23 protein-coding genes are annotated in these 24,739 nt (G+C 46.6%); 17 read left to right on the forward strand and 6 right to left on the reverse strand.

Annotated elements, in window-relative coordinates; all coding sequences use genetic code 11:
• Window positions 1–39 precede the first annotated feature (39 nt).
• Entirely contained in the window at window positions 40–900 is an 861-nt protein-coding gene (gene ubiA, locus Q4Q52_RS02380) for a 4-hydroxybenzoate octaprenyltransferase (protein WP_006084316.1), read from the forward strand.
• On the opposite strand, the gene torT is transcribed toward ubiA, so the two are convergent.
• Window positions 897–1,979 carry a TMAO reductase system periplasmic protein TorT gene (gene torT / locus Q4Q52_RS02385; RefSeq protein ID WP_311989748.1) on the reverse strand — a complete coding sequence of 361 codons (1,083 nt, stop codon included), beginning with the start codon at window positions 1,977–1,979 and terminating at the stop codon, window positions 897–899. The two genes, ubiA and torT, sit on opposite strands and share 4 nt — an antisense overlap.
• Window positions 1,980–2,314: 335 nt before the next feature.
• Between torT and Q4Q52_RS02390 the strand changes: the two genes are divergently transcribed.
• From Q4Q52_RS02390 to Q4Q52_RS02405, 4 genes are all read left to right on the forward strand, one after another.
• A complete protein-coding gene (locus Q4Q52_RS02390) occupies window positions 2,315–2,710 on the forward strand; it encodes a VOC family protein (RefSeq protein ID WP_012197687.1) in 396 nt (131 codons plus the stop codon).
• 34 nt (window positions 2,711–2,744) lie between these two features.
• On the forward strand, window positions 2,745–3,794 hold the full coding sequence (locus Q4Q52_RS02395) for a nitronate monooxygenase (RefSeq protein ID WP_311989749.1): 1,050 nt from the start codon (window positions 2,745–2,747) through the stop codon (window positions 3,792–3,794).
• Window positions 3,795–4,015: 221 nt separating this feature from the next.
• On the forward strand, window positions 4,016–4,933 hold the full coding sequence (locus Q4Q52_RS02400; protein WP_311989750.1) for a redoxin family protein: 918 nt from the start codon (window positions 4,016–4,018) through the stop codon (window positions 4,931–4,933).
• Window positions 4,934–5,156: 223 nt separating this feature from the next.
• Window positions 5,157–6,239, forward strand: a complete 1,083-nt coding sequence (locus tag Q4Q52_RS02405; RefSeq protein ID WP_310801977.1) for an AI-2E family transporter — start codon at window positions 5,157–5,159, stop codon at window positions 6,237–6,239.
• Window positions 6,240–6,242: 3 nt separating this feature from the next.
• On the opposite strand, the gene Q4Q52_RS02410 is transcribed toward Q4Q52_RS02405, so the two are convergent.
• From Q4Q52_RS02410 to Q4Q52_RS02430, 5 genes are all read right to left on the reverse strand, one after another.
• On the reverse strand, window positions 6,243–6,539 hold the full coding sequence (locus Q4Q52_RS02410) for a helix-hairpin-helix domain-containing protein (protein WP_011845653.1): 297 nt from the start codon (window positions 6,537–6,539) through the stop codon (window positions 6,243–6,245).
• 124 nt (window positions 6,540–6,663) lie between these two features.
• Entirely contained in the window at window positions 6,664–7,242 is a 579-nt protein-coding gene (locus tag Q4Q52_RS02415) for a nucleoside triphosphate pyrophosphohydrolase family protein (protein ID WP_311905602.1), read from the reverse strand.
• A gap of 193 nt (window positions 7,243–7,435) precedes the next feature.
• Entirely contained in the window at window positions 7,436–8,020 is a 585-nt protein-coding gene (locus Q4Q52_RS02420) for a TlpA disulfide reductase family protein (RefSeq protein WP_311905603.1), read from the reverse strand.
• 35 nt (window positions 8,021–8,055) lie between these two features.
• Window positions 8,056–8,469 carry a cytochrome c-type biogenesis protein gene (locus Q4Q52_RS02425; RefSeq protein WP_063883679.1) on the reverse strand — a complete coding sequence of 138 codons (414 nt, stop codon included), beginning with the start codon at window positions 8,467–8,469 and terminating at the stop codon, window positions 8,056–8,058.
• On the reverse strand, window positions 8,469–10,541 hold the full coding sequence (locus Q4Q52_RS02430; protein ID WP_311989751.1) for a heme lyase CcmF/NrfE family subunit: 2,073 nt from the start codon (window positions 10,539–10,541) through the stop codon (window positions 8,469–8,471). The genes Q4Q52_RS02425 and Q4Q52_RS02430 overlap by 1 nt, the downstream gene beginning before the upstream one ends.
• 510 nt (window positions 10,542–11,051) lie before the next feature.
• Here Q4Q52_RS02430 and sirA point away from each other — a divergent pair.
• The 12 genes from sirA to Q4Q52_RS02490 all read left to right on the forward strand — a co-directional run bounded on the left by sirA (window position 11,052) and on the right by Q4Q52_RS02490 (window position 24,713).
• Window positions 11,052–13,181 (forward strand): dissimilatory sulfite reductase SirA, encoded by a 2,130-nt coding sequence (gene sirA / locus Q4Q52_RS02435; RefSeq protein ID WP_063883677.1) that lies wholly within the window; start codon window positions 11,052–11,054, stop codon window positions 13,179–13,181.
• A gap of 58 nt (window positions 13,182–13,239) precedes the next feature.
• On the forward strand, window positions 13,240–13,683 hold the full coding sequence (locus Q4Q52_RS02440; protein WP_311989752.1) for a rhodanese-like domain-containing protein: 444 nt from the start codon (window positions 13,240–13,242) through the stop codon (window positions 13,681–13,683).
• Between the two features lie 92 nt (window positions 13,684–13,775).
• Window positions 13,776–14,555 (forward strand): FKBP-type peptidyl-prolyl cis-trans isomerase, encoded by a 780-nt coding sequence (locus tag Q4Q52_RS02445; RefSeq protein WP_012090329.1) that lies wholly within the window; start codon window positions 13,776–13,778, stop codon window positions 14,553–14,555.
• 77 nt (window positions 14,556–14,632) lie between these two features.
• Window positions 14,633–15,307 (forward strand): tetratricopeptide repeat protein, encoded by a 675-nt coding sequence (locus tag Q4Q52_RS02450; RefSeq protein ID WP_311989753.1) that lies wholly within the window; start codon window positions 14,633–14,635, stop codon window positions 15,305–15,307.
• An 86-nt stretch (window positions 15,308–15,393) separates the two neighbouring features.
• Window positions 15,394–16,101, forward strand: a complete 708-nt coding sequence (locus Q4Q52_RS02455; protein ID WP_311989754.1) for a 4Fe-4S dicluster domain-containing protein — start codon at window positions 15,394–15,396, stop codon at window positions 16,099–16,101.
• Window positions 16,102–16,103: 2 nt separating this feature from the next.
• Window positions 16,104–17,051, forward strand: coding sequence for an NrfD/PsrC family molybdoenzyme membrane anchor subunit (nrfD, locus tag Q4Q52_RS02460; RefSeq protein WP_268649838.1), 948 nt, complete (start codon window positions 16,104–16,106; stop codon window positions 17,049–17,051).
• Between the two features lie 116 nt (window positions 17,052–17,167).
• Window positions 17,168–17,659, forward strand: a complete 492-nt coding sequence (locus Q4Q52_RS02465) for a nitrous oxide reductase accessory protein NosL (protein ID WP_012090325.1) — start codon at window positions 17,168–17,170, stop codon at window positions 17,657–17,659.
• 10 nt (window positions 17,660–17,669) lie between these two features.
• On the forward strand, window positions 17,670–18,956 hold the full coding sequence (gene nosD / locus Q4Q52_RS02470) for a nitrous oxide reductase family maturation protein NosD (RefSeq protein ID WP_063883671.1): 1,287 nt from the start codon (window positions 17,670–17,672) through the stop codon (window positions 18,954–18,956).
• On the forward strand, window positions 18,953–19,990 hold the full coding sequence (locus Q4Q52_RS02475) for an ABC transporter ATP-binding protein (protein WP_012090323.1): 1,038 nt from the start codon (window positions 18,953–18,955) through the stop codon (window positions 19,988–19,990). The genes nosD and Q4Q52_RS02475 overlap by 4 nt, the downstream gene beginning before the upstream one ends.
• Complete coding sequence (locus Q4Q52_RS02480) at window positions 19,987–20,862, forward strand: ABC transporter permease subunit (RefSeq protein WP_311989755.1); 876 nt, start codon at window positions 19,987–19,989, stop codon at window positions 20,860–20,862. Before Q4Q52_RS02475 ends, Q4Q52_RS02480 begins: the two co-directional genes overlap by 4 nt.
• A gap of 219 nt (window positions 20,863–21,081) precedes the next feature.
• Window positions 21,082–22,365 (forward strand): helix-turn-helix domain-containing protein, encoded by a 1,284-nt coding sequence (locus Q4Q52_RS02485; protein WP_041411320.1) that lies wholly within the window; start codon window positions 21,082–21,084, stop codon window positions 22,363–22,365.
• 233 nt (window positions 22,366–22,598) lie between these two features.
• Entirely contained in the window at window positions 22,599–24,713 is a 2,115-nt protein-coding gene (locus tag Q4Q52_RS02490) for a M13 family metallopeptidase (RefSeq protein WP_311989756.1), read from the forward strand.
• The last annotated feature ends 26 nt before the right edge of the window (window positions 24,714–24,739 follow it).

A 24,739-nucleotide genomic window follows, 5' to 3' on the forward strand; every position in this document is an offset into this window, starting at 1 on the left:
ACCGAGTGGAAACTTGAGGGTATTGGGAGTACCTAGTTAATGAATTTAAAGCAAAAGTGGGATGTGTATTCCCGTCTTACTCGAATCGACCGTCCAATCGGTACGCTATTATTGCTGTGGCCATGTTTGATGGCGCTAATGTTAGCTGCGGGTGGCATGCCGGATCTTAAGGTCTTGGTTATCTTCATTATTGGCGTAGTGATCATGCGTGCCTGTGGCTGCATTATTAACGACTATGCCGATCGCGATCTCGATTCTTTTGTTGAACGCACTCGATCCCGCCCACTGGCCAGTGGCGAAATCAGCACCAAAGAAGCGCTGATACTGTTCGTCATTTTAGGTTTGTCCGCTTTTGGTTTAGTCTTATTACTCAATGGATTAGTCGTTAAATTATCCGTTGTCGGCATTATCCTCACGATTATTTATCCCTTCACTAAACGCATCACCAACATGCCGCAGATGTTTTTAGGCATAGTGTGGAGTTGGTCTATCCCTATGGCTTATGCCGCACAAACGGGTGAAGTGCCGATGGAGGCTTGGTGGTTATTTGCCGCCAATTGGTGTTGGACTGTCGCCTACGACACCATGTATGCCATGGTCGATAGGGACGATGATCTCAAAGTGGGTATTAAATCCACTGCGATTTTGTTTGGTAAATATGATCGCCAAATCATAGGCTTATTCCAACTTGCCGCCTTGGCTTGTTTTATCGCCGCCGGTTGGAGCGCCGATCGTGGTTTGCTGTATGGTTTAGGTATACTGACTTTTGTCGGTTTTAGTACTTACCAACAAATGCTGATCTTTGGTCGCGAGCGAGCCCCTTGTTTTAAAGCCTTCCTCAATAATAATTGGGCAGGACTGGCCTTATTTGTTGGGCTGGGTGCGGACTATTTGATTTAACGAGCATCGTTTACGCTGGGCAGATCTTGATGGATCATCCATTGATTTTCCGGCGCTAATATTTGTTCTAAATCGATTTGGTGGATGTTGTCTTGGGAGATGACCTTGATAACAGGGCTCACTCTGTGGGGATAAGGCGCACCTTCGAGTGCGCGCACCGCGAGATCGATGGCAATTCGAGCCTGCAATACCGGTGAGTCACTGACTGTCGCGAGTAGCTGCTTTTTCTGCACTAATTCTATAGTTTGCGCATTAGAGTAAAATGCGATGACTTTGCCGGTTTGATTCCGGCGTCCATCTAAAAAGCGCGCCGCGAATGTGGCCGCCACCGCATTGGCAATTACATAATCTACGCTTTGTTTTGCAAGTACTTTTCGCACTAAATCCGCTTGAACGAATAACTCAGTCGTACCGTAACCGCCTTCAATAATCTCGAACGCTTGTTTGGCTGCCGCTTGTCTAAACCCTTGTTCCGCCGCAATTACCCAAGAGGCACCCTTAGGCCCAGGAAACCACGCCACCTTAAGCTTAGGTGAGTCCTGATTGATAGCTTCTCGCTGCTGCGCCGCAATATATTCTGTCGCCGCAACGGACATATCTTCAAAGCTGACTAAGGAGCGACTCGTGAGTTTGTCGGTCGCGATACCATTGACTAAATCGATAACCGGAATGCCCGCAGCGCTGAGTTGTTCAATATCCGCAATCAGTCCGTCAGCGGTATTGGCGGCAATAATATAAGCTTGAGCCTTGAGTGCATAACAATCATGGAGTTGCTGTCTTTGCTGCTCAATCTTGTCATATCCACCAGCATCATAAATGCCAAGCGTTACGCCTTGGCGCTCGGCTTCTTGTGATAATCCAAAGGCAACGCCCCACCAATATTGATCTTTACCGTGGGGAAGTAAGGCGCAGATCCGCCATGCTTGATTGGCCTTAGTGAGTGGCGTGTAAAGGGTCTTTTGACCGTCGGCAATGACATCGGCGGGATACCAAGCTGCCTGCACTGCAAAGACGAAACAGCTAAGGATTAAGAGGAGGCATATCCTGAGGGAACGGGCGAAGAATGCAGTCAAGTGCATAGGCTCATCATGTTAAGTGAACAGTGAACTAAGCATAGAACAAGGATCCGTAGTTGCTTAATCATAGTGATATAAAGCTAATTTATTGTTTAATAACAAGCGTAAAGCAGTACTGTTATGGTTTGGTCGCAAAGGTATAAAATGACTTAAACGCCGTGGGGACAACGCATCCGCAGGCTTTACGCTTTGACTCGTTCACTGAATGCTTAAGTTTACATTTCACGTTGAAGGCTTAATGGCAGCGGGCTAGTTTTCGCCCTCGTGCTTAGTCTATAGTCATTGGCTTATAGTGGTTTTTTATGATCAATTTCATGCTTAGGTAACAAGGAGTCGTTATGTTTATTCCGCCAGGATTTTCACGGGTTAGCCCGTATATGATTATCAACAATGCCGATAGTTTAGTGGCCTTTATGCAAAAAGCCTTTGATGCTAAAGCGCTACATATTTCCCATCGATTGGATGGCAAAATAGCCAATGCGCAGATGCAAATCGGCGACTGCCTATTTATGTTAAGCGAGGCGAGTGAAGCGTTTCCGCCAATGCCAGCATCCTACTATTTGTATGTGGCAGATGCCGATAAATCGGTAGCTCAGGCACTCGCTGCTGCGGGCGAGTTAATCATGGAAGTGGCGGATAAACCCTATGGCGATCGCCAAGGTGGAGTGCGGGATCCCGTGGGCAATTTGTGGTGGATCTCCCAGCGTTTAGCCGCAGGGCCATATCAGGATTGATCGTCAAGTGATAACCAGTCAAAGGAGGTGATGTATGCCGTGCCAGTTAACCCGATTATTTGGAATCGAATTGCCAATTATTCAAGCGCCTATGGCGGGTGTTCAGGGCAGTGCCTTAACGATAGCCGTGTCGCAAGCCGGTGCGTTGGGATCTTTGCCCTGCGCCATGTTATCCCTTGAAGCCTTAGATGCCGCGTTGACACAGATCCGCGCCCAAACGGCTAAGCCCATCAATGTAAACTTCTTTTGTCATCACGAGCCCGAACCGCAAGCGGCGAAACAAGCTGCATGGCTCAAGCAGCTCACGCCTTATTTTGCTGAGCTGGGTATCCATCCTGATACCCAAGCTGCGGGAGCACAACGCGCGCCCTACACAAGCGCTCAGGCTGAAGTGTTAGCCAAATTCAAACCTGAGGTTGTGAGTTTTCACTTTGGTTTACCCAATGAAGACTTGTTGCTGGAGATAAAATCTTGGGGATCTAAGATCATCTCGACGGCGACAACAGTAGAAGAGGCGCTCTGGTTAGAAGCGCGTGGCGTAGATGCTATTATTGCGCAGGGCTTAGAAGCTGGCGGCCATAGAGGACATTTCTTATCCGATGATTTGACTGAGCAACACGGCACTTTTAGTTTATTGCCGCAAATCATTGCCGCCGTTGATGTGCCCGTTATCGCAGCAGGTGGCATAGTCGATGCCAAAACCGTGCGCGCCGCCATGGCGATGGGCGCTTCGGCGGTGCAAGTTGGGACGGCCTATTTACTTTGCCCTGAATGCACCACCAGTGAGATCCATCGCGCCGCACTGCAAAGCGAGGCGGCGCAGCATACGGCTCTGACAAACTTATTCTCTGGTCGCCCCGCACGCGGCATAGTGAATCGTTTTATGGCTGAACTTGGACCTATCAATAACGCAGTACCGGATTTTCCGCTCGCCTCCAGTGCCGTCGCAGGATTGCGAAGCGCCGCCGAGCAACAAGGGTTCGGCGATTTTAGCCCACTTTGGTGCGGCCAAAATGCAACCGGCTGTCAGGCGATTCCCGCCGCAGAGCTCACCAAGCAATTGGCGTTAGGCTTGATAGTTTAAGATGTTGTATTAATAGACCATTAATACTCATTGATATGCTCACCAAGGCTTACATTTTACATGGCTAAATTAGCGGCTTGTTAGTTTATACTCACTGTTTAAAGGTTGGTTGCTGGGTAGACTGTCGCTCCCTTTGATTATGTATTTTCTGTGTAAATGGCTGCAAATCACTGGCCCCATAGTCGTGGATGCAAGTGGTCTATCAATTTAAGGAAAACACTATGTTGGTACGTCAAATCATTGTTATGTGCCTTGCCGTCGTGAGTTTTACTACGTTTGCGGGCGACAAAGCCTATCAAGATATCGCACTTAAAACCTATCCCGATCAGCAGCAAGTGACCTTAGGCAGCGTTGCGGGTAACAAGCCGATATACCTAAAGTTTTGGGCAACTTGGTGTCAGCCTTGTATGGAACAAATGCAGCATTTTGAAGCCCTGCAAAAGAAGTATCAGGACAAGATTAATATCGTCGCAGTTAACATCAATATTAATGAAGAGCAGCCTAAGATCGCTGACGTTATCGCGCGCTTCGGGCTCACTATGCCAGTGTGGTTGGATAATGAAGGTGAGTTGGGTGTGGCTTTAGGCTTGGTCGGCACGCCCTATAGTGTATTGATCAATCGTGCGGGTGATGTGGTTTACACTAGCCACGAGTCAGACGCTAATTTAGATAAATTTATCGATATGTTGGCGAATGGCCAAGAGTTGACCGCGCAGACAACAGAGGCGCCCAGTGCCGAGCAAACGGCTAAGTTACTGAAGCCTTGGGAACAAGGTGATCATCTACTCTTTTTCACTGCAACCTGGTGTGATTGGTACTTGGCAGAGAGCCGTCCAGAAATGTCGAAAGAGTGTATTGCCGTCCAAAAAGGCTTAAATAATCTCGCGCAAAAAGTGCCGAATAAAGCGTGGCACGGTGTGGTCAATCACCTGTGGACAGACGATAAAGCGCTCGAAGATTTTAAGCAGCTTTATCAAACTAAAATCGATTTTAGTATCGATGAGTTAGGCGTGTTATTTAATCATTTTAAAATCCGCAATATCCCGACGTTACTGTGGGTTAAGGACGGTAAAGTCGTTCAGCGCATTACCGATTTTAGTCAGCCAGAGCAACTCGTTAAGCAGCTCTCGGCGCAATAAGCTCATTTCAACTGTTAGGCCTTTGATAGATAACCAAAGGCCTTTTTCTTAAAAGATTGAATCGATACATAACGCAATATTCGGTATTAAAGTGATTGCCCATGGGAAGCACTGCGCAATAAACTGACTCGCAGAACGGGTTGAACTCAAACGTTAACGGTTGGCACAATGCCGAGTGTTTTCCATCTTATCGTTGGATTGTATTGTGGGGAGTGTTAGCACTATGACGCCGATTTTCAGTAATGCCGCGATTGGTCGTAGTTTGTTGATTTTGCTCTTATGCGCTGGTGTATTCTTTTTTATCGACTTTTTAGTGCCTGCCTTAGCTGCCTTGATTGTATGTTTTTCGAGTTGGCCTCTTTATCAAAAACTATTGGCAAAATGCGGTGGTCGCTCGGCGTTGGCGGCAACCATTGCCCTATGTTGTATTGTGCTCGGGCTGATTATCCCGCTGGTGTTTGTATTTTCCTATGCGTTACAAGAGATTAGAACTTGGGTTGATTGGTTGGTGTTTACTAACCAACATGGTTCGTCAGTGCCCTTGTGGATCAAAGATTTACCTTGGATGGGTGAGTGGTTAACCCTGCAATGGCAGCAATTTATCGGTGAACCCCACGAGCTAGGCAAAATCATCAGTGCCATCAGTGGTCAGAACCTGAGTGGCATTTCTCGCTGGGTGCTGCAATTAGGCTGGAACACGCTAGGCCTGCTACTGACCTTACTTTTTATGTTGATCACGTTGTTTTTCCTCTATAAAGATGGCGAGCAAGTGGCCAAGCAGCTGGATATTGTCGGCGAGCGAGTATTGCCCGCCCGCTGGCATAGCTTCTCCCGTGTGGTGCCTGCGACGGTCAGTTCGACGGTGATCGGCATGACGCTTATCGCGATTGGTGAGGGCATAGTGCTGGGGATTGCCTATTGGATTGCGGGTGTGCCATCGGCCGTGGCTTTTGGGGTGTTAACCGCCTTTATGGCCTTGGTTCCCGGCGGCGCGCCAACCATGTTTACCTTGATTTCACTCTATCTTGTCGGCACTGGCGATATGACGGCGGGCGTCGGCTTGTTCCTTTGGGGCAGCATAGAGCTGTTTATTGTCGATAAAACCTTAAGGCCTAATCTTGTCGGCGGACCGATTAAATTGCCTTTCTTACCGACTTTTTTCGGGTTGATCGGCGGTGTGAAAACCATGGGTTTTGTCGGTTTGTTTGTCGGCCCAGTATTGATGGCCTTGCTGGTGGCAATTTGGCGGGAATGGTTAAGGGAAGAGCCTGAAATAATACAAAGTGATAAACAGGCGGGAAGCTAAAAGCTAAGGTTTAGTCTGCCCTAAGGTATTTTTACGCTCATCGGTGTAAAACCACCAAGGTTTAGCATCTTCGCCCGCCATAAAACGGGTGATGGAGATAAACACATCGATCATGCACGGGTCGTGTCGCTGGCCCGTTTTGTTACACAGGGTTTGATACAGGTCGTAGGGATTTTGCCCCAGCAGTTGCTCTGGTTTATCTATACCAAGCAAACGTAAATCCGCCGCACAAGCTTTGCCAATATTCGGCAAATCAGTTAATTGCTTCACCTCGGCACGCACTACTTTCGCAGGATTCATACGGATTGCCTCGTTAAAACACACGCTGAAAAGTCATTACTGCAGGATAATCGCTTAGGCGAGATAATTGCCTTGGCTAAATAAGAGCCTGCAAATAACAGGCTCATAAACAAAGCTATCAAATCTAGGCTTTAACCAGTGTTGTCAGATCTGCTGGGCGGTAGTATACCGATTTTAGTACCTTACCTTGGCGCACCACTTTACCCGCCATTTCTACATCTTTGGCGCATTTGGCTATGATGAAGTCGCCTTTTTTGCTGCCGACAATTTCAACACCTTGCTTAGCATAAAAGGCAACTGTCTCAGCCAGTTCTTGCTCGTTGCGGCACACTTTGCTCATGTTGCTCGAATGTACTTCGTCCCAGCAGGCGATAAAGTCAATTTCACGGTTTTTAGCCACACACAGCAGTAAGTCAATCAGGTAGCTGATTTCGAGTCTGTCGGTCATGGCTTGTGCGCCTAAATGCACTAAACGTCCCATTAATACATACACAGAATCGACAATGGCATCGGCCTGCTCGATACGGCTATCGGCTTCGGCAAGTTCAGTTAACTCTTCAATAATCAGCGAAGTATGTAAAGTGTCTGCCTTGTCATCTAAGGAATCAACATCATTAACGGGCAAGTCGAAGGTGCTGCGAAACTCACTGATATCACGATATAAGTGGTCATAAATAGGTTGAGTTAAGCGGGTGAGTTTCATCTGGATAGCCTTGGGATCAATAAACAATAAGTAGTTGGCGGCAATTTTAAAGAAATGCGCCGCAGAATACAAAGCTCAGGTATTTGCTCTTAAGTGTAAAAAATACCCGCTGCAAATTCGGGTGCAGCGGGTTTCGGCAAATGTAGGGTGGGCTACCGAACGGAGATGTAAACTGGCTTTTAGTACAAAATGATTACTGGCCGTATTTAGCGATTAATTTATCAAGATAAGGGATGACGTCTTTATCGCCCCAATCGAGATACCCGCGTACGAAACCAACAAGATTACCTTTAGCATCAAAAAAATACGTCGCAGGAACGACGTTTGCAGGAATGATCTGTTCTATGTTTTGTGTTGGATCGAACCAAGTTTGGTAGTCGCTAAAATTATGTTGAGTGAGGAAAGGTCGCACATCCTTAGGTTCCTCATCGATGGAGATTGGGACTATGGCGATATTTTTCCCTTGATATTCTTGTTTAAGATGTTGAAGCTCTGGGATTTCACGCAGGCAGGGGGCGCACCAAGTTGCCCAAAGATTAACGAGAACCAGTTTACCTTGATGTTGTTTTAGGGTTTGAGTTTTTCCCGCTTCATCAATGAAAGGCACATCCGGTACGCCGCGTGCGTGCTGCATTTCAACGAAGCCTCTCATTACCCTAGGTTTAGGAATCGCTTCGCCAGTGTCGTAAAGCTTATTCTGTAATGAATGGGCTTGGACTGCGTTGTTTAACAGGACAAAACTGCATAGCAGAATGAGTCGCATAGAGCATAGTTTCATGGTGAATCCTTAATTTGAGATAGGGAACTCAGTGCTCAGCGCTTAATGAGTCCAAGGCAAATACCTACACCGACCAATAGCAAGAGTAGCGGGCCAAACCAAAGTGCGACCGTAGAGCCTTTCAGTTCGGGTTGATAACGAATTTTTTCACCATAGCGCTGTACCATAAAAAGAATGATTTCATCTTGGCTATCTCCTTGTTCTAACATGGAAAAAATTTGAGCTTTAAGCTCATGTGCGATAGGGGCTTGTGATTCAAACAGGCTTAGATTCGTTGCCATAGGACAGCGAAGCACTTTACTGATATCCATAGCTTGTTGTTGATGAGCAGTGTTAGAGACAGGTTGCTCTTGCGCCATAGCGAGGAATGCAGTCCCGCCTAGAAACAGCGTGGTAAAAAGCAACCAGATAAAAGCACTGAGGTAAGGTGAGCGAAATAATGGATTCATTAGGCAAGCATTTCCCTTTGCAATGAATGGGATGAGTTAGGTAAGGCTGCTGGTTTCGGGTAATAACTCAGGCTGCGAGTAGGCCAAGCGGCGACAGTTCCACCTAACATCATTAGCAGTGCCCCAAGCCAGATCCAACTGGCAAGGGGTTTATAGCTGATGCGGATCAGGTATTCGTTATCATTAAGTTGCAATCCCATCGAGACATAAATATCCCGCCATAGGCCGTGATCAATACCAGCATGGGACATTTCCATGGCATTGCTTTTGAAGGTTTGTCGTTGTGGGGTGATATAGCCTAGTACCAGCTCATCTTGGGCTGCATCACGGATACTGATATTGGCTTGAATCGCAGTAAAACTCTTGGTCTCGATATTCTCGGTACTTTCATAAACTAAGACATAACCCGCTAACGGCTTACCTTGGCCTGGGCCCATTCTTAGCAGGGCTTCTTGTTCAAAGAAAGAGACGGCCGTCGCACCTATTATAGTTACAGCCACGCCTAAATGCGCGAGCAGCATGGCCATGAGGCGTCGTTTAGGGAGAGGCTTAGCTGTATTTATATTTTCTTTAACAGGCTGTTTATTTTGGTGATTTTTATTTTTTAATCCTAATGCTGCTATCAATGTTAATAATAAGCAAACGAGTAACCAAAACGCTGCTGCAGTGCCAAGTAATAGAAATAAATTGTTGCCAGTTGCTGCCTGTAAGCTTATCCACAGAGCTGCAGTTAAGATCAGTGTACCGGGTATGATCAAAGGCTTAACTTGAGCTTTGGATGCTTTTTGCCAACCAGCTAAAGGGGCGACACCCATCAAGAGTACGAGTAAGAAGGTCAGAGGCACAAAGATCGCATTAAAATAAGGGGCACCGACAGAAAGTGTACCTAAACCAAGTAATTCATAGAGCAAGGGATAGAAGGTACCGAGTAGAACGGAAAATGCCGCTACGACTAATATTACAATACCGAGTAGCAACAGCGTTTCTTTACTGAAAATGCTATGCCGAACTGAGTGTCTGAAGTTATTGGCTTTAAGTGCAAAGGTGAGCAGAGCTGCGCTAATAAAAAGTATTAATAAACAGAGGATTGACATACCACGGGTAGGATCAGCGGCAAAGGCATGCACCGATTGCACTATGCCGGAACGTACCAAAAAACTGCCCAGCAAACTGAGTGAGAAAGCTAATAGGCACAGCAGCAATGTTGTGATTTGAAAGCCATTAGTGCGTTTCGTCAGAACAATGGAATGGACTAATGCTGTAGCGACAAGCCAAGGGATAAATGACGCGTTTTCTACAGGGTCCCAAAACCACCATCCGCCCCAGCCCAGTTCGTTATAGGCCCACCAAGAACCAAAGGCATTGCCACCAGTAAGGAAAATCCACGCCAGTAACACCCAAGGGCGAAGGTAATCGAGGTGGCGAGCAGGTAATTTGCCCCCAATGAGTGATGCCAGTGCTGCGGCAAAGCAAACCGTTAGCCCGACATAACCTAAAAACAGCATTGGTGGATGCAGTATTAAGCCAATGTCCTGCAATATGGGGTTAAGGTCGCGTCCTTCGACTGGAATGTTTGGGAGTAAGCGGGCAAAGGGATTGGAGGTAAAGAGTAAAAACAAATTAAAGCCGAGGATCACTAAGGCCAAAATAGCGAGAACTCTGCCAAAGTAAGCCCTATCAGCCTGTAAACTGGCACTATCGAGATTAACCTTATTCGTTGCTTGACGCCAATTGATCACCGCGCCCCACAGAGCAATGGCGAACACCCAAAATAACATTGAGCCTTCGTGGCTGCCCCACACCGCCGCGATTTTATAACCGAGGGCGAGCTGACTATTAGAATGATTGGCAACATAGGCGACTGAAAAGTTATCGGTAATAAAGCTAAAAATTAAGCTAAATAATGCTGTAAGTAAGGTAAAAAAGAGAGCGTAAAATAATTTATTGCCAAAGCTGATTAGGTAAAAATTATTTCGGTAGCTACCGATTAAATGATGGCTAGCCGACAATAATGCCAACACAGTACTCATGATCAGCAATATGTGCCCTAGCTCTGGAATCATATTTGTCATAGATATTTCCTGTATAGCATTGATTATCGAATCGCATTAATACTGAGATTAATGATGGGTTAACTTTTTTAGCGGTTAATCGCTACTAACTTATTTATTTTTATTGTTGCCTGGCTAAATTGGATATTGAGCCTTTAACCATTCAACGATTGACTCGCAGGGTAGCTGAGTTTTTGTGGAAGGAATGTGATCTGTCTCGGCATTAAAATGGTCATTTATGACTTTGTTTATTTTTGAAAAATCAAAGCCATTTTTAGATTTTTTTAGAGTTCAAAAAACAGCTTTTAGATCTAATTAATTACTGTTTTTCATTGCTTAAGGTATTGATTTGTTATGCTTTAATTATTTTGGCTCCTCTTGATTTCTGAATTAAAATTTAATGTGCTCTAACGCAGATTTTTTGTTTTTCCACTCCGTCATCATGCAGCCACTGGTCAATTGTTTATGTCGTTCAGTGAACAGTTAGGTTCAGTGGAGAATATAAAACTAATGATAAATTAGGAGTGAATGATGAAGCGATGGAAAATCAAAACAGCCTTAGGCGTGCTGTTTTGTTTAGGTTCTGCCGTAAGCGCTACCACAATCGCATCCGATGCTAAATCGGATGGTAAAGTGGTCCCTGGAGTGGGTAATAAACAGCAATCCCACTATACTCAAGATATTTTGGCTAATCCCAATTTAAATGACAATTTAATGGAGAAATCCCGTGGTGTTAAAACACTGCAGGATTATATTGTTCAAGAACAAGAATTATTTGATTTTTTATTTGAAAATCACCCCGTTTTTAAATATGACGCGGAAGGTCGATTAAAGGGCACTTATAAAGTCAGTGACCGCGGTGAAGAATATCTACACGGTGGTGACAGTGTTGCTTACAGTAAGCACAGTAAAGAAGTGACACCGACTGATGGCACCGCAGTACGTTATAGTGCCTATAACGATGGTCAACGTCCAAAAGCACTGCAATATCGTTTAGGGGCAAAATCGATTTTAGATTTCCCTAACAAGTTTGTTGGCCCCGAAAAATGCGGTGAGTGTCATGGTCCGCAATACGAAAAATGGAGACGTTCACGTCACTCTAAGACGATTCGCTTCCCTGGCGAACATCCAGAAGTCGATAACGACCTGAAAAAAACCATGTATACCACCAAAGATACCTCGATTCTGCCATCGGGTATTACGCCAGACGCTATCTATGCAACTGTGGGTACGCCACGTACCAAATATGGTTTTATCGACGCCTATCTGGTGCGCGGTACTTACCACGTGAAAGACGGTCTGCTGAAAGATGGCACTGGTACTATGGTCGCCGGTGGTAACCAATTCTCCCGCGGTTGGGCTGAGTGGTTAACCCCTGAAATGGCTGCAAAAATTAACAAAGCTATCCCAAGTTTCCCGGTCAAAATGGAAGATTTTGGCACCAGCGGTTCACACCAATGGGGCATGAGCTCATACGGTGCTAAGTACGAGAAGGAATTCCTATTCCAACCAGCTAGCTCCTATTGCGAAATGTGCCACAGCTTTAAGTTTGACTTCCAAACTAAAGATGAATTCTTCGCTGCCTTAGGTAACCCAAAAGAGCTGCAAAAACACACGATTTCTAAAGGGATTACCTGTGAAGAGTGTCACGGCGCAGGTGGTCACTTAGACGGTGGTATCGGTGGTGGTATGCCATCTAACTGTGAACGTTGTCACCAACGCTTCAACTTTGTTGAAGAGTTAGCTGAAACGCCACAGGGTAAAGAGAAACTGGAATACGCTTTCAACGTGAAGATGAAGTCTTCTTGCCCATCTTGTGGTACTGAAGGTTCGCAAATGTTTGCCTCTGCTCACTATGACAAAGGCATGCGTTGTTCAACCTGTCACGATCCACACGAAGTGACTGATGGTGATTGGAAATCTGGTACTACCAAGCCAAAAATCATCAAAGAGTGTACTGACTGTCATACGGCTCAAGCCGAGATCGCCAAGAACACCAACACCCACAGCAACCAAACTTGCCAAAGCTGTCACATGCCAAACATGGGAAGCTGTGAAAACTTCACGGCGATCCAATTCCCAGATATGGCGGGCTTCGACAACGTTCGTAAGTCACACATGTGGAAGATTGATGTCGACCCACTGCGTAAGACCCTCAACCCACCTGAAGGTAAGTCGCGCGATGCGACGACCAAGGGCTGGACTGTGGCGAAAGATGAAAACGGCTACAACTACCTCGACTTGATGTGGACCTGTGCCCGTACTTCAGCTTCAGACCACGATGTGACCGAAAACAAAGGTTGTCATAGCCAGTTCCAATCTGAACTTGAAGTGGGTCTGCACTTTGAAGACCAGATGGAAATCTATGGCGAAGTTCAAAAGTGGCAAAAACCAGTTAAAGAAACTTTTGCCCAAGTAGAACAAGCCCTTGCCCGTATCGACAAGCTGTTAGAAGTCACCAAGCTGTCGGTTGAAGACAAGACGCAAGTGTTGATGTTGACCGACAAAGCCCAAGATGTTGTTCGCCTGATTAAGGCTGACGGTTCATGGGGTGCGCACGGCCCAAGTTACTCACTGAAACGTCTTGATGCTGCCTTAACCTATGTGACTCAAGCCCAAGCCATTATCGATGGTAAAGGTCTGAGCGCACAGAAAATGTAGTTCGACTCGAGTCTAACTTGTCCCCGACACACCCGTGCCGGGGAATATACGAGGCCAAATGATGAATAACGTGATCCGACAAAGCCTTATCGGCGGCTTAATAGCTCTGAGCTTAGGGGGCATTAGCCTACCCGCCATCGCAGGGGGAGGTTCTGATATCTCTGAAGCGCCCTATAACGAAATTCAGTTAAATCCTATTTCCATGCGGGAAGCTGAAACCTTAGTCGGCAAGCAAGAGGTTTATTTTTTCGACGTAAACACGCTGGAAATCTGGGCGGAAGGTTTTGTCCCCGGAGCGGTTTTTTTCAATGTTCAAAATTGGAGAGAGTTACTTCCAAAGAATAAAGATGCGGTGATGGTGTTCTATTGCGCTAATCGCCTTTGTACCGCTAGCAACATGGCCGCTCGGGAGACCATGAAGCTAGGTTACACCGGAGTTCGCCATATGGCAGACGGTATTTTCGGTTGGCGTATGTCCGGAAGAGCAACAGAAAAACCATAGTAATCAAATAAATATTTTAATCGGTATGGGTAATGCCCATACGTTTTCGGCTAACGCACTAAGCCCAAGGGCTAAATAGAAGAGAATATAAAATGAAAACATCTATGCCAACGTCTTTTATCCCAAAAACCATCACAGTGGCGACCTGCGCCGCACTGTTTGTATCTATGGCGAGCTTTGCCGCCCCAAGCCTTAAAACCGATGCAGAAAAAGCGTCTTACAGTATCGGTGCATCCGTTGGTAACTACATTTCTGGCCAGGTTTATAACCAAGTAGAACTGGGCGCAGAAGTGAATGTGGACTTAGTTGTTCAAGGTTTTGTGGACGCGCTGAAAAAACAACAGCAATTAACCGATGAAGAAGTACTGACATACCTCAATCAACGCGCCGAAGAATTAAATCAAGTGAGAAAAGCCAACGCTGAAAAATTAGCTGCTGAAAATATCAAAGCGGGTGAAGCCTTTCTTGCTGAAAACAAAAAGAAGTCTGGCGTCAAAGTGACTGATTCTGGTCTGCAATATGAAGTGCTGGTTACGGGCGAAGGCAAAAAGCCTAATCCAGAAGATGTGGTGACCGTTGAATACGTCGGCAAGCTTATCGATGGTACTGAATTTGAAAACACCGTTGGCCGCAAAGACCCTACGCGTTTTGCCTTAATGACGGTAATCCCTGGTTGGGAAGAAGGCTTAAAACTGATGCCAATGGGCTCTAAATACCGCTTTGTTATCCCAGCAAACTTAGCCTATGGCAATGAATTTGTGGGTGAAATTCCACCGCAATCTACCTTGATCTTTGAAATTGAACTAAAAAATATCGAAAAGCCAAGTGAGAAAAAAGAAGCCCGCATGATGGGCATGATGCCTGCTCACTAAGAGCAAACATCGGGGACTGAGCGTTCGGTTTTGTTCGCTCAGTCATAAGCTTGGAGCGGCAAGCAAAGAGGTTAGGTATGGCAAGTTTAGGGTTCACCATCGCACTCCTATTAAGCGGATTTATTGCTTGGATTTTTTGGCAACACGCACGCTTAAACCAACTGCAAACCGTGGCGATCTTGCCTCTAGCCTCCCATGGGTTGCCAGTGCTGTGCAGTGGTGTATTGCTTGTCATGACGCTAGCCATTTACAGCCAAACGGGGCGTTATCAGGATTGGGATAAGGGCATAGTCAATGAACATATTGACTACTTAGTCGCTGCCGACATCACCAAAGCCCAACGCCTGGTGGATGACCAGCCGCAAAACCCGTTGGCATTACAGGCGCTTGCCCAGGCTTACAGCGCGGGTGGTTTATATAGCGATGCGGTGCAGACCTTAGACAAGTTGCTTGCGCTAGTGGGTGAGGACGCCGAGGTGCTCGGCGCTAAGGCCAATGCCCTGTATTACCGCGATGCGCGCCAAATTACACCACAGACCCAAGCTGTGATAGCTCAAACCTTAGTCATTGCGCCCTTTGAGCCACAGACCCGCATGTTACAGGCCACCGATGCGTATCTGCATGGGCGTTACCAAGAGGCGATAGACCATTGGCAGGCATTACTGTCACAGCCAAGGGCAGAGATTAATCGTGAGGCCATTATAAACGCCATCGGCAAGGCCCAAAGTAAATTGAATGAAAGTGGATATTAATCAAGTCGCTAGCCATTTTCAGGCATGTAGGAACGATAACGATATAAATAAAAACGTCGGTATAAAACCGATAGATGGAGGATGTTGTGAGTGAAAATATAGAGAGACGGAGGTTCCTTAAAAGCGCTGGCATGTGCTCTTTGATGTTAACGCCTTTAGCCGGGTGTTCGGTCAAAGAAGATGCTGACAGCGCCCATAAGCCCCATTACGTCATGGTCTTTGACCAAAATAAATGTGTCGGTTGTGGTGATTGTATAACCGCCTGTAACCAAGCAAACAACTTACCCGCGGGTGTTTCTCGGGTGATCCTTGAGCAGCAAAGTGGTCGTGTTGAAGGTCAAGCCTGCCCTCACTGCGGCAAGATGGTTTGTGACTGTGAACGTAAGTTTGTGCGGGTTTCCTGTCAGCAGTGCAAAAACGCCCCCTGTGTCACAGTTTGTCCAACGGGCGCGGCGCACCGCGACGCGAAAACGGGCATAGTGACTATGGATGCAAGTAAATGCGCGGGCTGCAAATATTGTATCGGCGCATGTCCCTACAATGCGCGTTTGATCAACGACAACACTGATGTGGCTGATAACTGTGACTTCTGCTTGCACAGCAAGCTGTCTAAGGGCGAGCTACCCGCATGCGTACAGAGCTGTAAGTACGACGCGCTGATCTTTGGCGATGCCAATGATCCTCAGTCCTATGTCAGTAAGTTATTGGCGGTAAAAGACTCTGTGCGGATTAAGCCACAGTTTGGTACTGAGCCGAGCTTACGTTACATACCAATCGTCAAACTGGGAGTGTAAATATGGATACCAGTATGGAATTTACCTTAGGACTCTCCCAAGGCGTTGCTTGGCCTTGGCCGATTGCAGTGTATTTGTTTTTCGCGGGGATTTCGGGCGGGGCGTTAACCATTGCGCTGGCGCTGCGTTTTTACCTAGGACAGGTTGAAAATACCGCCTTCTTAAAAGCCGCGACCTTGCTGTCCTTTGTCACCATTAGCTTAGGGATGTTATGTCTGGTACTCGACTTGACTAACCCCTTATTCTTCTGGCGAATTTTGGTGTTTTATAACTTAAATTCTGTGATGTCGATTGGTGTTATTGCGCTGTCGGTGTATATCCCGTTAGTGGCAGTGGTAGCACTTTTAGCCCTCGAAAAAGAGCTGATGGCCATCCCACAATTGAAGTTTTTAGTGCCAATTATTGCCAAGTTAAAAGGCTTTAGACGCCCAATGGAAGCGCTCGCGTTAGTGCTGGCGTTATCTGTATGTGCTTACACGGGCTTCTTGATTTCTGCGCTGATCCGCTTCCCGCTGATCAACACCTCGGTACTCCCAGCACTGTTTATTGCCTCGGGGCTTTCTGCGGGTGGCGCTTCAGCCAAAATGCTGGCGGTGTGGTTATTTAAAGAACCCCTGCACAGCGGCGAAATGAAGATCCTGCACGGCGCCGAATGGCCCATTATGTTCGCCGAAGCCATGTTTATTTTCATGATCGCCACCGCGCTATTAACGGGTAATGCCGGTGGTCAATTTGCTTTTGCCGCTTTCCATGAAGGTGTGTGGGCGAGTGTATTCTGGATTGGTGTTGTGGGTATCGGCTTTGGTGCGCCACTGCTACTGAACTTTGCGACGGGTAAACATTTTAGCCATTCGGCCAAAGCGTTTTATATGTCGGGAATGTCTGCGGTGGTGGGCATGATGTGTCTACGACTCTTCGTCCTGTTAGCGGGTCAAAACTACGCGATTTAACTATGTACTAAGGCCTCGGCCTTTGATGAACCATTTTTTATCAACCCTCGTCGCAAGAGGTCTGTCCCTGCAAGGTGCCTTGGCGAGGCGTTGATATTTTTCAAAGGATTAACAGCATGAAAAAGATCTTTGGGTTGTTACTACTCGCTCCTTTGTTATTAGGCTGCAATAAGAGTGAAGCGACCGATCACCAACATAAAGCCGAGATGATCCACGAGCACGATCGTTGTCATCTGTGCGGTATGGTGATCACTAAATATCCTGGACCAAAGGGGCAAGTACATCTTAAGGCCGAGAAGATGGTACCTAAGTTTTGCTCTAGCCGCGATATGTTTAACTTTGCCTTACAGCCTGAAAATAAAAGACAAATTGCTTACATGATGGTGCATGACGCCGCGATAACCGATTGGGAACAGCCTGATGATGGCGCCTTTATCGATGCCGCCAGCGCATTTTATGTTTACGGCACCAGTAAAAAGGCCGTGATGGGGCCAGCAGTCGCACCTTTTAGCACTAAAGCCGCCGCCGAAGCCTTTGCAAAGGAATACGGTGGACGCGTATTAACCTTTAACGATATCACCCTCGAATTGCTCGCTGGCGATAAGTAGGCGATTGCTCATGCTGCGTTTATTGCTTATCTGTTGGCTCTGCACCTTATCCTTTATCGGGGTAGCGCAGGAGCTAAGGGTTAAAGATACCGTCTCTTTAACCCAAGCATTAGCGCAGGCGCAGGATGGTGACACGCTCGTACTTGATACCGCCGTGTTTGAAGGCAATTTTAATGTTACCCGTTCCATTCATATCAAGGGCGAAGCGGGCGCGGCCCTCGATGCCCTGCGCCAAGGTAGCGCCCTCACCATTACTGCACCCAAGGTGATTGTTGAAGGGCTTAATATCCGCCATTGGGGACGGGATCTTTATTACCATGATGCGGGGATCCTGCTATTACCGGGGGCAGACGAGGTGCTTATCAAGGGGAATCGTCTTGTCGGGGATGGCTTTGGGATTTATGGCGAGCAACTTGCTGCGCCGCGCATCATTGAAAACAATATCAGCGGCAATGGCGCCATTTATGTGTTGGATCGGGGTGACGGTGTCTTTCTCAAGCATGTGAGTGCGCCCCAAGTGCAAGATAACCATTTTATTTTTGTCCGCGATGGCGTGTATCTCGAGTCGGTGACGGACAGCCAAATTCACCATAATCAATTCGCTAAGTTGCAATACGCCATCCATTACATGTACACCCGAGGCGATGAAGCCGCGCACAATCAAGCTATCAACGTCGATGGCGGTTATGCCCTGATGAGCTCAAAGCAAATCTACCTGCACCATAATCACGTTAGCCAAGCGCGGGACTTTGGTATTCTGCTCAATATCACCAACGAGTCCCATATTCAGGCCAATACCGCCACAGACGTTAAGCATCCCCAAGGTTCGGTGGAGCTGGGTAACGAAGGCAAAGGCATTTTTATTTACGCTGCTCAAAATAACCGTATTCAAGATAACGAGTTTAGTCATAGCGATACTGGGATCAGTATGGCCATGGGCGGAGAGGAAAACCGTCTTTGGCATAATCGAATCATTGCGAATCAAAACCAAGTGAAATATGTCGGCGACACACAGTTAGAGTGGAGTTATCAAGGACAAGGCAATTATTGGTCAGAATACCAAGGCTGGGATCTGGATCTAGATGGGATAGGTGATTTGGCCCATAGGCCCAATGACAGCTTAGACAAACTATTTTGGCTTTATCCTGAGGCAAAACTGTTAATGGAAAGTCCAGTTGTTTTACTGCTGCGTTGGGTTGAACGCCAATTTCAGCCCCGAATGACGACGGGAATTAGCGATAGTTTTCCCTTAATGCAATCGGTCTCGCCCGCACTTATTGATGGAGGTACGCAATGAATCAGACTTTCACATTCTCGACGAATAAGCCTGTGGCCAGTGCTGATATTGCCGTTAAAGCGATAAATGTCAGTAAATTTTATAACAACTTTAAGGCATTGGAAGACGTGAATTTTGAGGTTCTAAAGGGCCAAGTTGTTGCTCTCCTTGGTCATAATGGAGCAGGTAAGTCTACGTTACTTAAGCTTATTTTAGGATTGCTAACTCCTACACGTGGCCAGATCCAAGTTCAAGGGCACAATGTGGGATCTATGAATGTCAGGTTGAGTTTATCTTTAGGTTATTTACCTGAAAATGTGAGCTTTTATGACAACATGACCGCTCTCGAATTACTCGGCTATTTCGCTAAACTTAAAGGCGTCGCTCTTGCAAAAGTACATGAATTACTTGCCGAATTTGGTTTAGAAGCCGCTAAAGATAAACGTCTGAGTACATTTTCCAAGGGAATGCGGCAGCGCCTTGGGCTCGCTCAGGCAATATTGGCTGATCCTCAGATATTGTTACTTGATGAGCCGACTGTCGGTCTAGATCCCTTAGCATCGGCTTTTCTGTATCAAAAAATAGCCCAACTTAAGGCGAAAGGCTGCGCAATTATCATCAGTACCCATGAGTTAGGATTAGTTCAAGACCAAATGGATCGGGCTTTGATTTTAGGCAGAGGACGAATGTTAGCTTCGGGAACTTTAACCGCCCTTAGATCAGCAACTCGGTTGCCAAACCAGTTTTTTTTGCATTCCTTGTCTCACACTCAAAGGCTAGAGGTGCTCGCAGATCCTATTTTAGCCAGCTGTGTTGAGATGAGTTCGCCGCAGGGATTAAAACTGACTGTACCGCAGGGGCAAAAGTCAGGCGTTTTACATCATCTATTGCAAAAAGTGCCGGCAGGGGATTTTTCTGTTGAGCCTCCGAGTTTGCAGTCTGTGTTTCATCACTATATGGAAACCGTTTGTCATTCTCTGCCCCAGATTGTATCTGCAGATACCACTCAAGTAACAGATATGGCTCAAGGCGTTAAGTGGGAGGCCGCCGTATGAGTCAATCAGAGGTTTTGCAGTGTGGTCATTTAAGTGCTCTAAATATAGTGAGTACCATAGCTGCCAAGGAGTTTAAGGGCAATTTGCGCAATCGATGGCTATGGATGATGGCGGGTGTATTGTTGCTGCTCTCCCTTAGTGTGAGTTTTATGGGGAGCGTAATATCGGGCAGCTTAGTAGTATTTGAGCCTGCGCAGATCCTTTCTGGGCTTGTGACTTTATCGGTATTTATGCTGCCATTAGGCGCGATTTTGTTGAGCTATGACAGCTTTGTCGGTGAGAAAGAATCTGGCACCTTATTGTTATTACTGACCTATCCATTGGAGCGTTGGCATCTTGTCTGCGGCAAGTTTTTGGGCCATGCGTGCGTAATGACTATCGCCAGTATCTTAGGTTTTGGTGTGACAGGAGTATTACTGCTACTCGTTGGCGATGCTCAGGCTCAACTCGCGATAATTATCGGATTTACCCATTTGATAATAAGCAGTATTTTGTTGTCATTAGTGTTTGTTCTATTGGGCTATTGGGTTAGCCTGTGTGTGCGAGAAAAAGCCAAGGCACTGGGAACGTTACTTATTTTATGGTTTGTGCTTGTGCTGGTTTATGACCTTATTTTGCTCAGTGTTTTGGTTGGAATGAGTGAAATGCTTAATCGCAATCTATTTAATCTACTCATTTTACTGAATCCTACTGACTTGTTCCGTGCCTTAAATTTGCTTGCCGCACCTTCGGATACACTAGCAGCTAAAAGTAGCCTTTCCTTAATCGCGCAAACGGGATTGGGATTACCCATGATGTATGGTTTGTTAGGCGGCTGGATTATTGTTCTATTATTGGGGTGCTCTTGGGTCTTCAAACGTCAAGAAATTTAGTTTAGCAAATCCTGTATTAGCCTAATTTTGTGCTTATTAAACAATAACTAAACTGAGCATGCAGTCACAGTATTTTATGTTGTTAAAAAGTAAAATAAACCATCTTAGATAGGTGGCTGCAAGTCACAGTGCTTTTGGGAAAACATGGTCCCAATCTGCTTGCCCGCCGTTAGCGCAATCATACCTTATCTGCTTTTGCTGAGTTTTCGGGCGTTTAACATGCATAAAATCACTTCATATTTATTTTTAGATGAACAGGCTAAAAAACTAGTTGATCAAGTGCATGGCACATCCATAGACCTGACTTTTTCTGAAGCGGCTATATTGGTACGCTTGTTATCTTCCCCCAACGCCATATTGACGAAAGAAGCCTTGTTGCAGGTGGGTTGGCCAGACCGCGTCGTGGCACCGACTTCACTAACACAGTGCATCAGCACCCTAAGAAAAAAACTCGAGCCTTATACTGAAGTACAGCTCAAAACCGTGGCGCGCCGCGGTTATCAATTGCATATTGCTGAGCAATCCCATGTAAAGATGTTGGCTATAAACGATGCAGATGCAATCCGTGATGCTTTAGTTGGGGTATCGGCTTGGACCAAATTTGCAGGTATTGCTTTCTTGGGCCTGATCTTGGCGATCTTCTGGTATATGAGTGATCACCATGCGGTGGTTAAACAAGTGGCTAAGTGGCATGCAGATAAATACATCAGCCTCAATATCGGTGGGACTCTGGGAACGGCGCAAACTTTCTATATTGGCGATGAGGAGCATTTACATCCGTCTTGGTGGCAAAAACATTTGGCGCCAGAGGGAAATCATATCAGCAGTATTAAGCATTTCAGTGCTTTTGCAGCCACGGATGGTAAAAACTATTCCATGGCAATTTGTCCAGAGCTAGATGCAGAGGCTTGTAATGGTCGCGGTATGATTAATATCACCGCAATAGATGCGAAACCTGCAGGCTTAAATATGACGGAATTTATTCCGCTGAGTCAAAAGATGGAGCAGCGGATTCGTTATAACCGCATTGTTCTCCCTGCGGATGACAAGGGTAAGGGGGAGTTAGTTGAGCATAATTACCATGCGGATATCTATTTTCCTGTCGCGGGTGAACTCTTAGTTCGGAACGATCTCAGCATGTCTCTGGTGTATGAAGGGGAGAATCGGGGAAATTTCTATTCAACCTCTTGTATAACAGATCAAGATTGCTTAACGACACCGATTAAGTACACGATCCGCGGTGAGTTTGAACAGTACCAAACTGAGATTAATGATCTTAAAGTCGATATTTTCTACGTTAAAGTGTTACAAAAAGAGCTGACAAAACCGGATGAAGTGAGCAATTCTGCCATGCAGTTTTATCGTGAAATTCGTAAGCATGATATCCGCGATGAAGAATTATTCTATTATCGTGTTTATCAAAATGAGCATACGGCGGTATGGATTATTCCTCAAATGGGACAAGTGCTTGCATGGACTCAGTACAATCAGCTCAAGTTATAGTAACCTTAAACCACACTTGATTAAGCCGACATAAAGTCGGCTTTTTTGTGTCTGCAATGAGGGAATTTTTGATGGCATTAAGTGATTGGTTGAGACGCTGCGGCTCAAAATGTTTGCATTAACTTTTTATCATAAAAAGTGGCTTTGTTTTACTTCTTCATTCAGTGCCAGTTACACTGCAAAACCTAATCATCACAAGATAAATACAATAATAAAAGAAAGAGGAGCCATTCATGTCGGACCGTCTTATTCCCGTGCTGTTACTGTCAACTTCAGTACTGGCTGGGCTCACTGCTTGCAGTGATAACACCACAGAAAACACCGTAAAAACCAGTGAAAACGCGCCAAAAAGTCAAGACGTTGCGGCTCAAATGCCGATTGGCATTAATGTCGCGGCTATGACGTCAACGGTAAAACCAGGGGATGATTTTTATACCTACGCCAATGGCGAGTGGATGAAAACGACTATGATCCCCGCCGATCGCTCCAGCACTGGCGCTTTCCTCGTTGCCTTTGAAGCAACCGAAAAGCATAAAACCAGTTTGATTGCCGATCTGGTGAAAGCGCAACATGCGGCGGGAAGCGACGAAGCGCGTATCGCCGATTTCTACAAGGCTTACACAGATACCGCCGCTATTGATGCCGCAGGAATGAAGCCTGCCGAGGCGGATATTGCCCGTTATGAGGCCATTGCGAGCAAGCAGGATTTATCTGCGGCATTAGGTGGAAATCTGCGCGCCGATGTCGATCCTCTCAACGCGACTGACTTTTATACCGAAAACCTATTTGGGATCTTCGTAACCCAAGGTTTAGCCACGCCGGGCGAAGTCTTACCTTACTTTTTACAGGGCGGTTTAGGCTTACCTGAGCGCGAATATTACCTGTCTGCCGATCCTAAAATGGTCGACATTCGCACCGCTTACCGCGCTTACATTGAAACCTTGCTTAAAGATGCGGGTGTGAGCGATGCCGCTGTCCGTGCCGATCGTATTTTTGCCCTTGAAAACAAGATTGCCGCGGCCCACGCCAGCCGTGAAGCAAGCGAAGATTTTACTCAGTCTTCGGGGGTATGGAGCCGTACTGACTTTGATGCCAAAGCACCGGGCATCGATTGGACTGCCTTTCTAGCGGCGGCGCAACTGGGCAATCAGCTTAAATTTGCGGCCTACCATGCAACGGCGATTACGGGACTTTCTGCGCTTGTGGCCTCTGAGCCTTTAGAAGCATGGAAAGATTGGCTCGTGTTCCACCATATCAACAGCCATGCTGATGTGTTGCCATCGGCAATCGACAACGCTTCGTTTGCCTTTAATGGCACTAAGCTTTCTGGCACGCCAGAGCAGCGCAGTCGCGATAAACGTGCCTTAGCTGCACTCGATCAATACCTAGGTGATGCCGTAGGCCATGCCTATGCCGAGCAATATTTCCCCGCTTCGGCCAAAGCAGAAGTCAGCGCTATGGTGGATAACATAGTGACCGCTTTCGGTCTGCGAGTGGAAAAACTCGATTGGATGGACCCTTCAACCAAGAAAGAAGCCCTAGCAAAAGTGGCCACTATGGCGGTGGGCGTGGGTTATCCCGATAAATGGCGCAATTACGACAGCTATGCAGTGACTGCGACCAATGCCTACGCCAATGCCATCAATGGCGAAAAAGTGGAGTACAGCCACCAGTTAGCCAAGATTGGCAAACCAATGGATAAAGGCGAGTGGTGGATGACGCCGCAAGTGGTGAATGCGGTGAACTTACCAGTGCAAAATGCGCTTAACTTCCCTGCGGGTATTTTGCAACCGCCATTCTTCGATGCTAAGGCCGATGCCGCTTACAACTATGGCGCGATTGGCGCTGTGATTGGTCATGAAATCAGCCATAGTTTTGATAACAATGGCGCGGCCTTTGACTCGACTGGCGCTATGCGTAACTGGTGGACGCCCGCTGACTTTGCTCAATTTGATAAGCAAGGCGATGCGTTAGCGCAGCAGTTTGATGCTTATGCGCCTTTCCCTGATTTACATGTCAATGGCAAGTTGACCTTAGGTGAAAACATTGCCGACGTAGCAGGTTTAGCCGCCGCTTATGATGCTTATCACGCCTCGCTTAAAGGCAAAGATGCCCCTGTGATTGGAGGCTTTACGGGTGATCAACGCTTCTTTATCGGCTTTGCGCAAACCTGGGCCACTAAGATGCGTGACGAAGCCCTGCGTGCTCGGGTAGCAACCGATGGACATGCCCCAGGCATGTATCGTGCGCTGACCGTGCGTAACTTAGATGCTTGGTATACTGCATTCGATGTTAAGCCTAGCGACAAGCTGTATTTAGCCCCTGAAGATCGCGTTAAGATCTGGTAAGTTTACTGGGTTGATTTGAAAGGAAG

The organism is Shewanella sp. SP1S2-4 (assembly GCF_031932075.1).
GTDB lineage: Bacteria > Pseudomonadota > Gammaproteobacteria > Enterobacterales > Shewanellaceae > Shewanella > Shewanella baltica.

Bases quoted from the DNA above. Each gene is read 5' to 3' on its own strand.
- ubiA (WP_006084316.1), top strand. From the start codon at position 40: ATGAATTTAAAGCAAAAGTGGGATGTGTATTCCCGTCTTACTCGAATC.
- torT (WP_311989748.1), bottom strand. From the start codon at position 1,979: ATGCACTTGACTGCATTCTTCGCCCGTTCCCTCAGGATATGCCTCCTC.
- Q4Q52_RS02390 (WP_012197687.1), top strand. From the start codon at position 2,315: ATGTTTATTCCGCCAGGATTTTCACGGGTTAGCCCGTATATGATTATC.
- Q4Q52_RS02395 (WP_311989749.1), top strand. From the start codon at position 2,745: ATGCCGTGCCAGTTAACCCGATTATTTGGAATCGAATTGCCAATTATT.
- Q4Q52_RS02400 (WP_311989750.1), top strand. From the start codon at position 4,016: ATGTTGGTACGTCAAATCATTGTTATGTGCCTTGCCGTCGTGAGTTTT.
- Q4Q52_RS02405 (WP_310801977.1), top strand. From the start codon at position 5,157: ATGACGCCGATTTTCAGTAATGCCGCGATTGGTCGTAGTTTGTTGATT.
- Q4Q52_RS02410 (WP_011845653.1), bottom strand. From the start codon at position 6,539: ATGAATCCTGCGAAAGTAGTGCGTGCCGAGGTGAAGCAATTAACTGAT.
- Q4Q52_RS02415 (WP_311905602.1), bottom strand. From the start codon at position 7,242: ATGAAACTCACCCGCTTAACTCAACCTATTTATGACCACTTATATCGT.
- Q4Q52_RS02420 (WP_311905603.1), bottom strand. From the start codon at position 8,020: ATGAAACTATGCTCTATGCGACTCATTCTGCTATGCAGTTTTGTCCTG.
- Q4Q52_RS02425 (WP_063883679.1), bottom strand. From the start codon at position 8,469: ATGAATCCATTATTTCGCTCACCTTACCTCAGTGCTTTTATCTGGTTG.
- Q4Q52_RS02430 (WP_311989751.1), bottom strand. From the start codon at position 10,541: ATGACAAATATGATTCCAGAGCTAGGGCACATATTGCTGATCATGAGT.
- sirA (WP_063883677.1), top strand. From the start codon at position 11,052: ATGAAGCGATGGAAAATCAAAACAGCCTTAGGCGTGCTGTTTTGTTTA.
- Q4Q52_RS02440 (WP_311989752.1), top strand. From the start codon at position 13,240: ATGATGAATAACGTGATCCGACAAAGCCTTATCGGCGGCTTAATAGCT.
- Q4Q52_RS02445 (WP_012090329.1), top strand. From the start codon at position 13,776: ATGAAAACATCTATGCCAACGTCTTTTATCCCAAAAACCATCACAGTG.
- Q4Q52_RS02450 (WP_311989753.1), top strand. From the start codon at position 14,633: ATGGCAAGTTTAGGGTTCACCATCGCACTCCTATTAAGCGGATTTATT.
- nrfD (WP_268649838.1), top strand. From the start codon at position 16,104: ATGGATACCAGTATGGAATTTACCTTAGGACTCTCCCAAGGCGTTGCT.
- Q4Q52_RS02465 (WP_012090325.1), top strand. From the start codon at position 17,168: ATGAAAAAGATCTTTGGGTTGTTACTACTCGCTCCTTTGTTATTAGGC.
- nosD (WP_063883671.1), top strand. From the start codon at position 17,670: ATGCTGCGTTTATTGCTTATCTGTTGGCTCTGCACCTTATCCTTTATC.
- Q4Q52_RS02475 (WP_012090323.1), top strand. From the start codon at position 18,953: ATGAATCAGACTTTCACATTCTCGACGAATAAGCCTGTGGCCAGTGCT.
- Q4Q52_RS02480 (WP_311989755.1), top strand. From the start codon at position 19,987: ATGAGTCAATCAGAGGTTTTGCAGTGTGGTCATTTAAGTGCTCTAAAT.
- Q4Q52_RS02485 (WP_041411320.1), top strand. From the start codon at position 21,082: ATGCATAAAATCACTTCATATTTATTTTTAGATGAACAGGCTAAAAAA.
- Q4Q52_RS02490 (WP_311989756.1), top strand. From the start codon at position 22,599: ATGTCGGACCGTCTTATTCCCGTGCTGTTACTGTCAACTTCAGTACTG.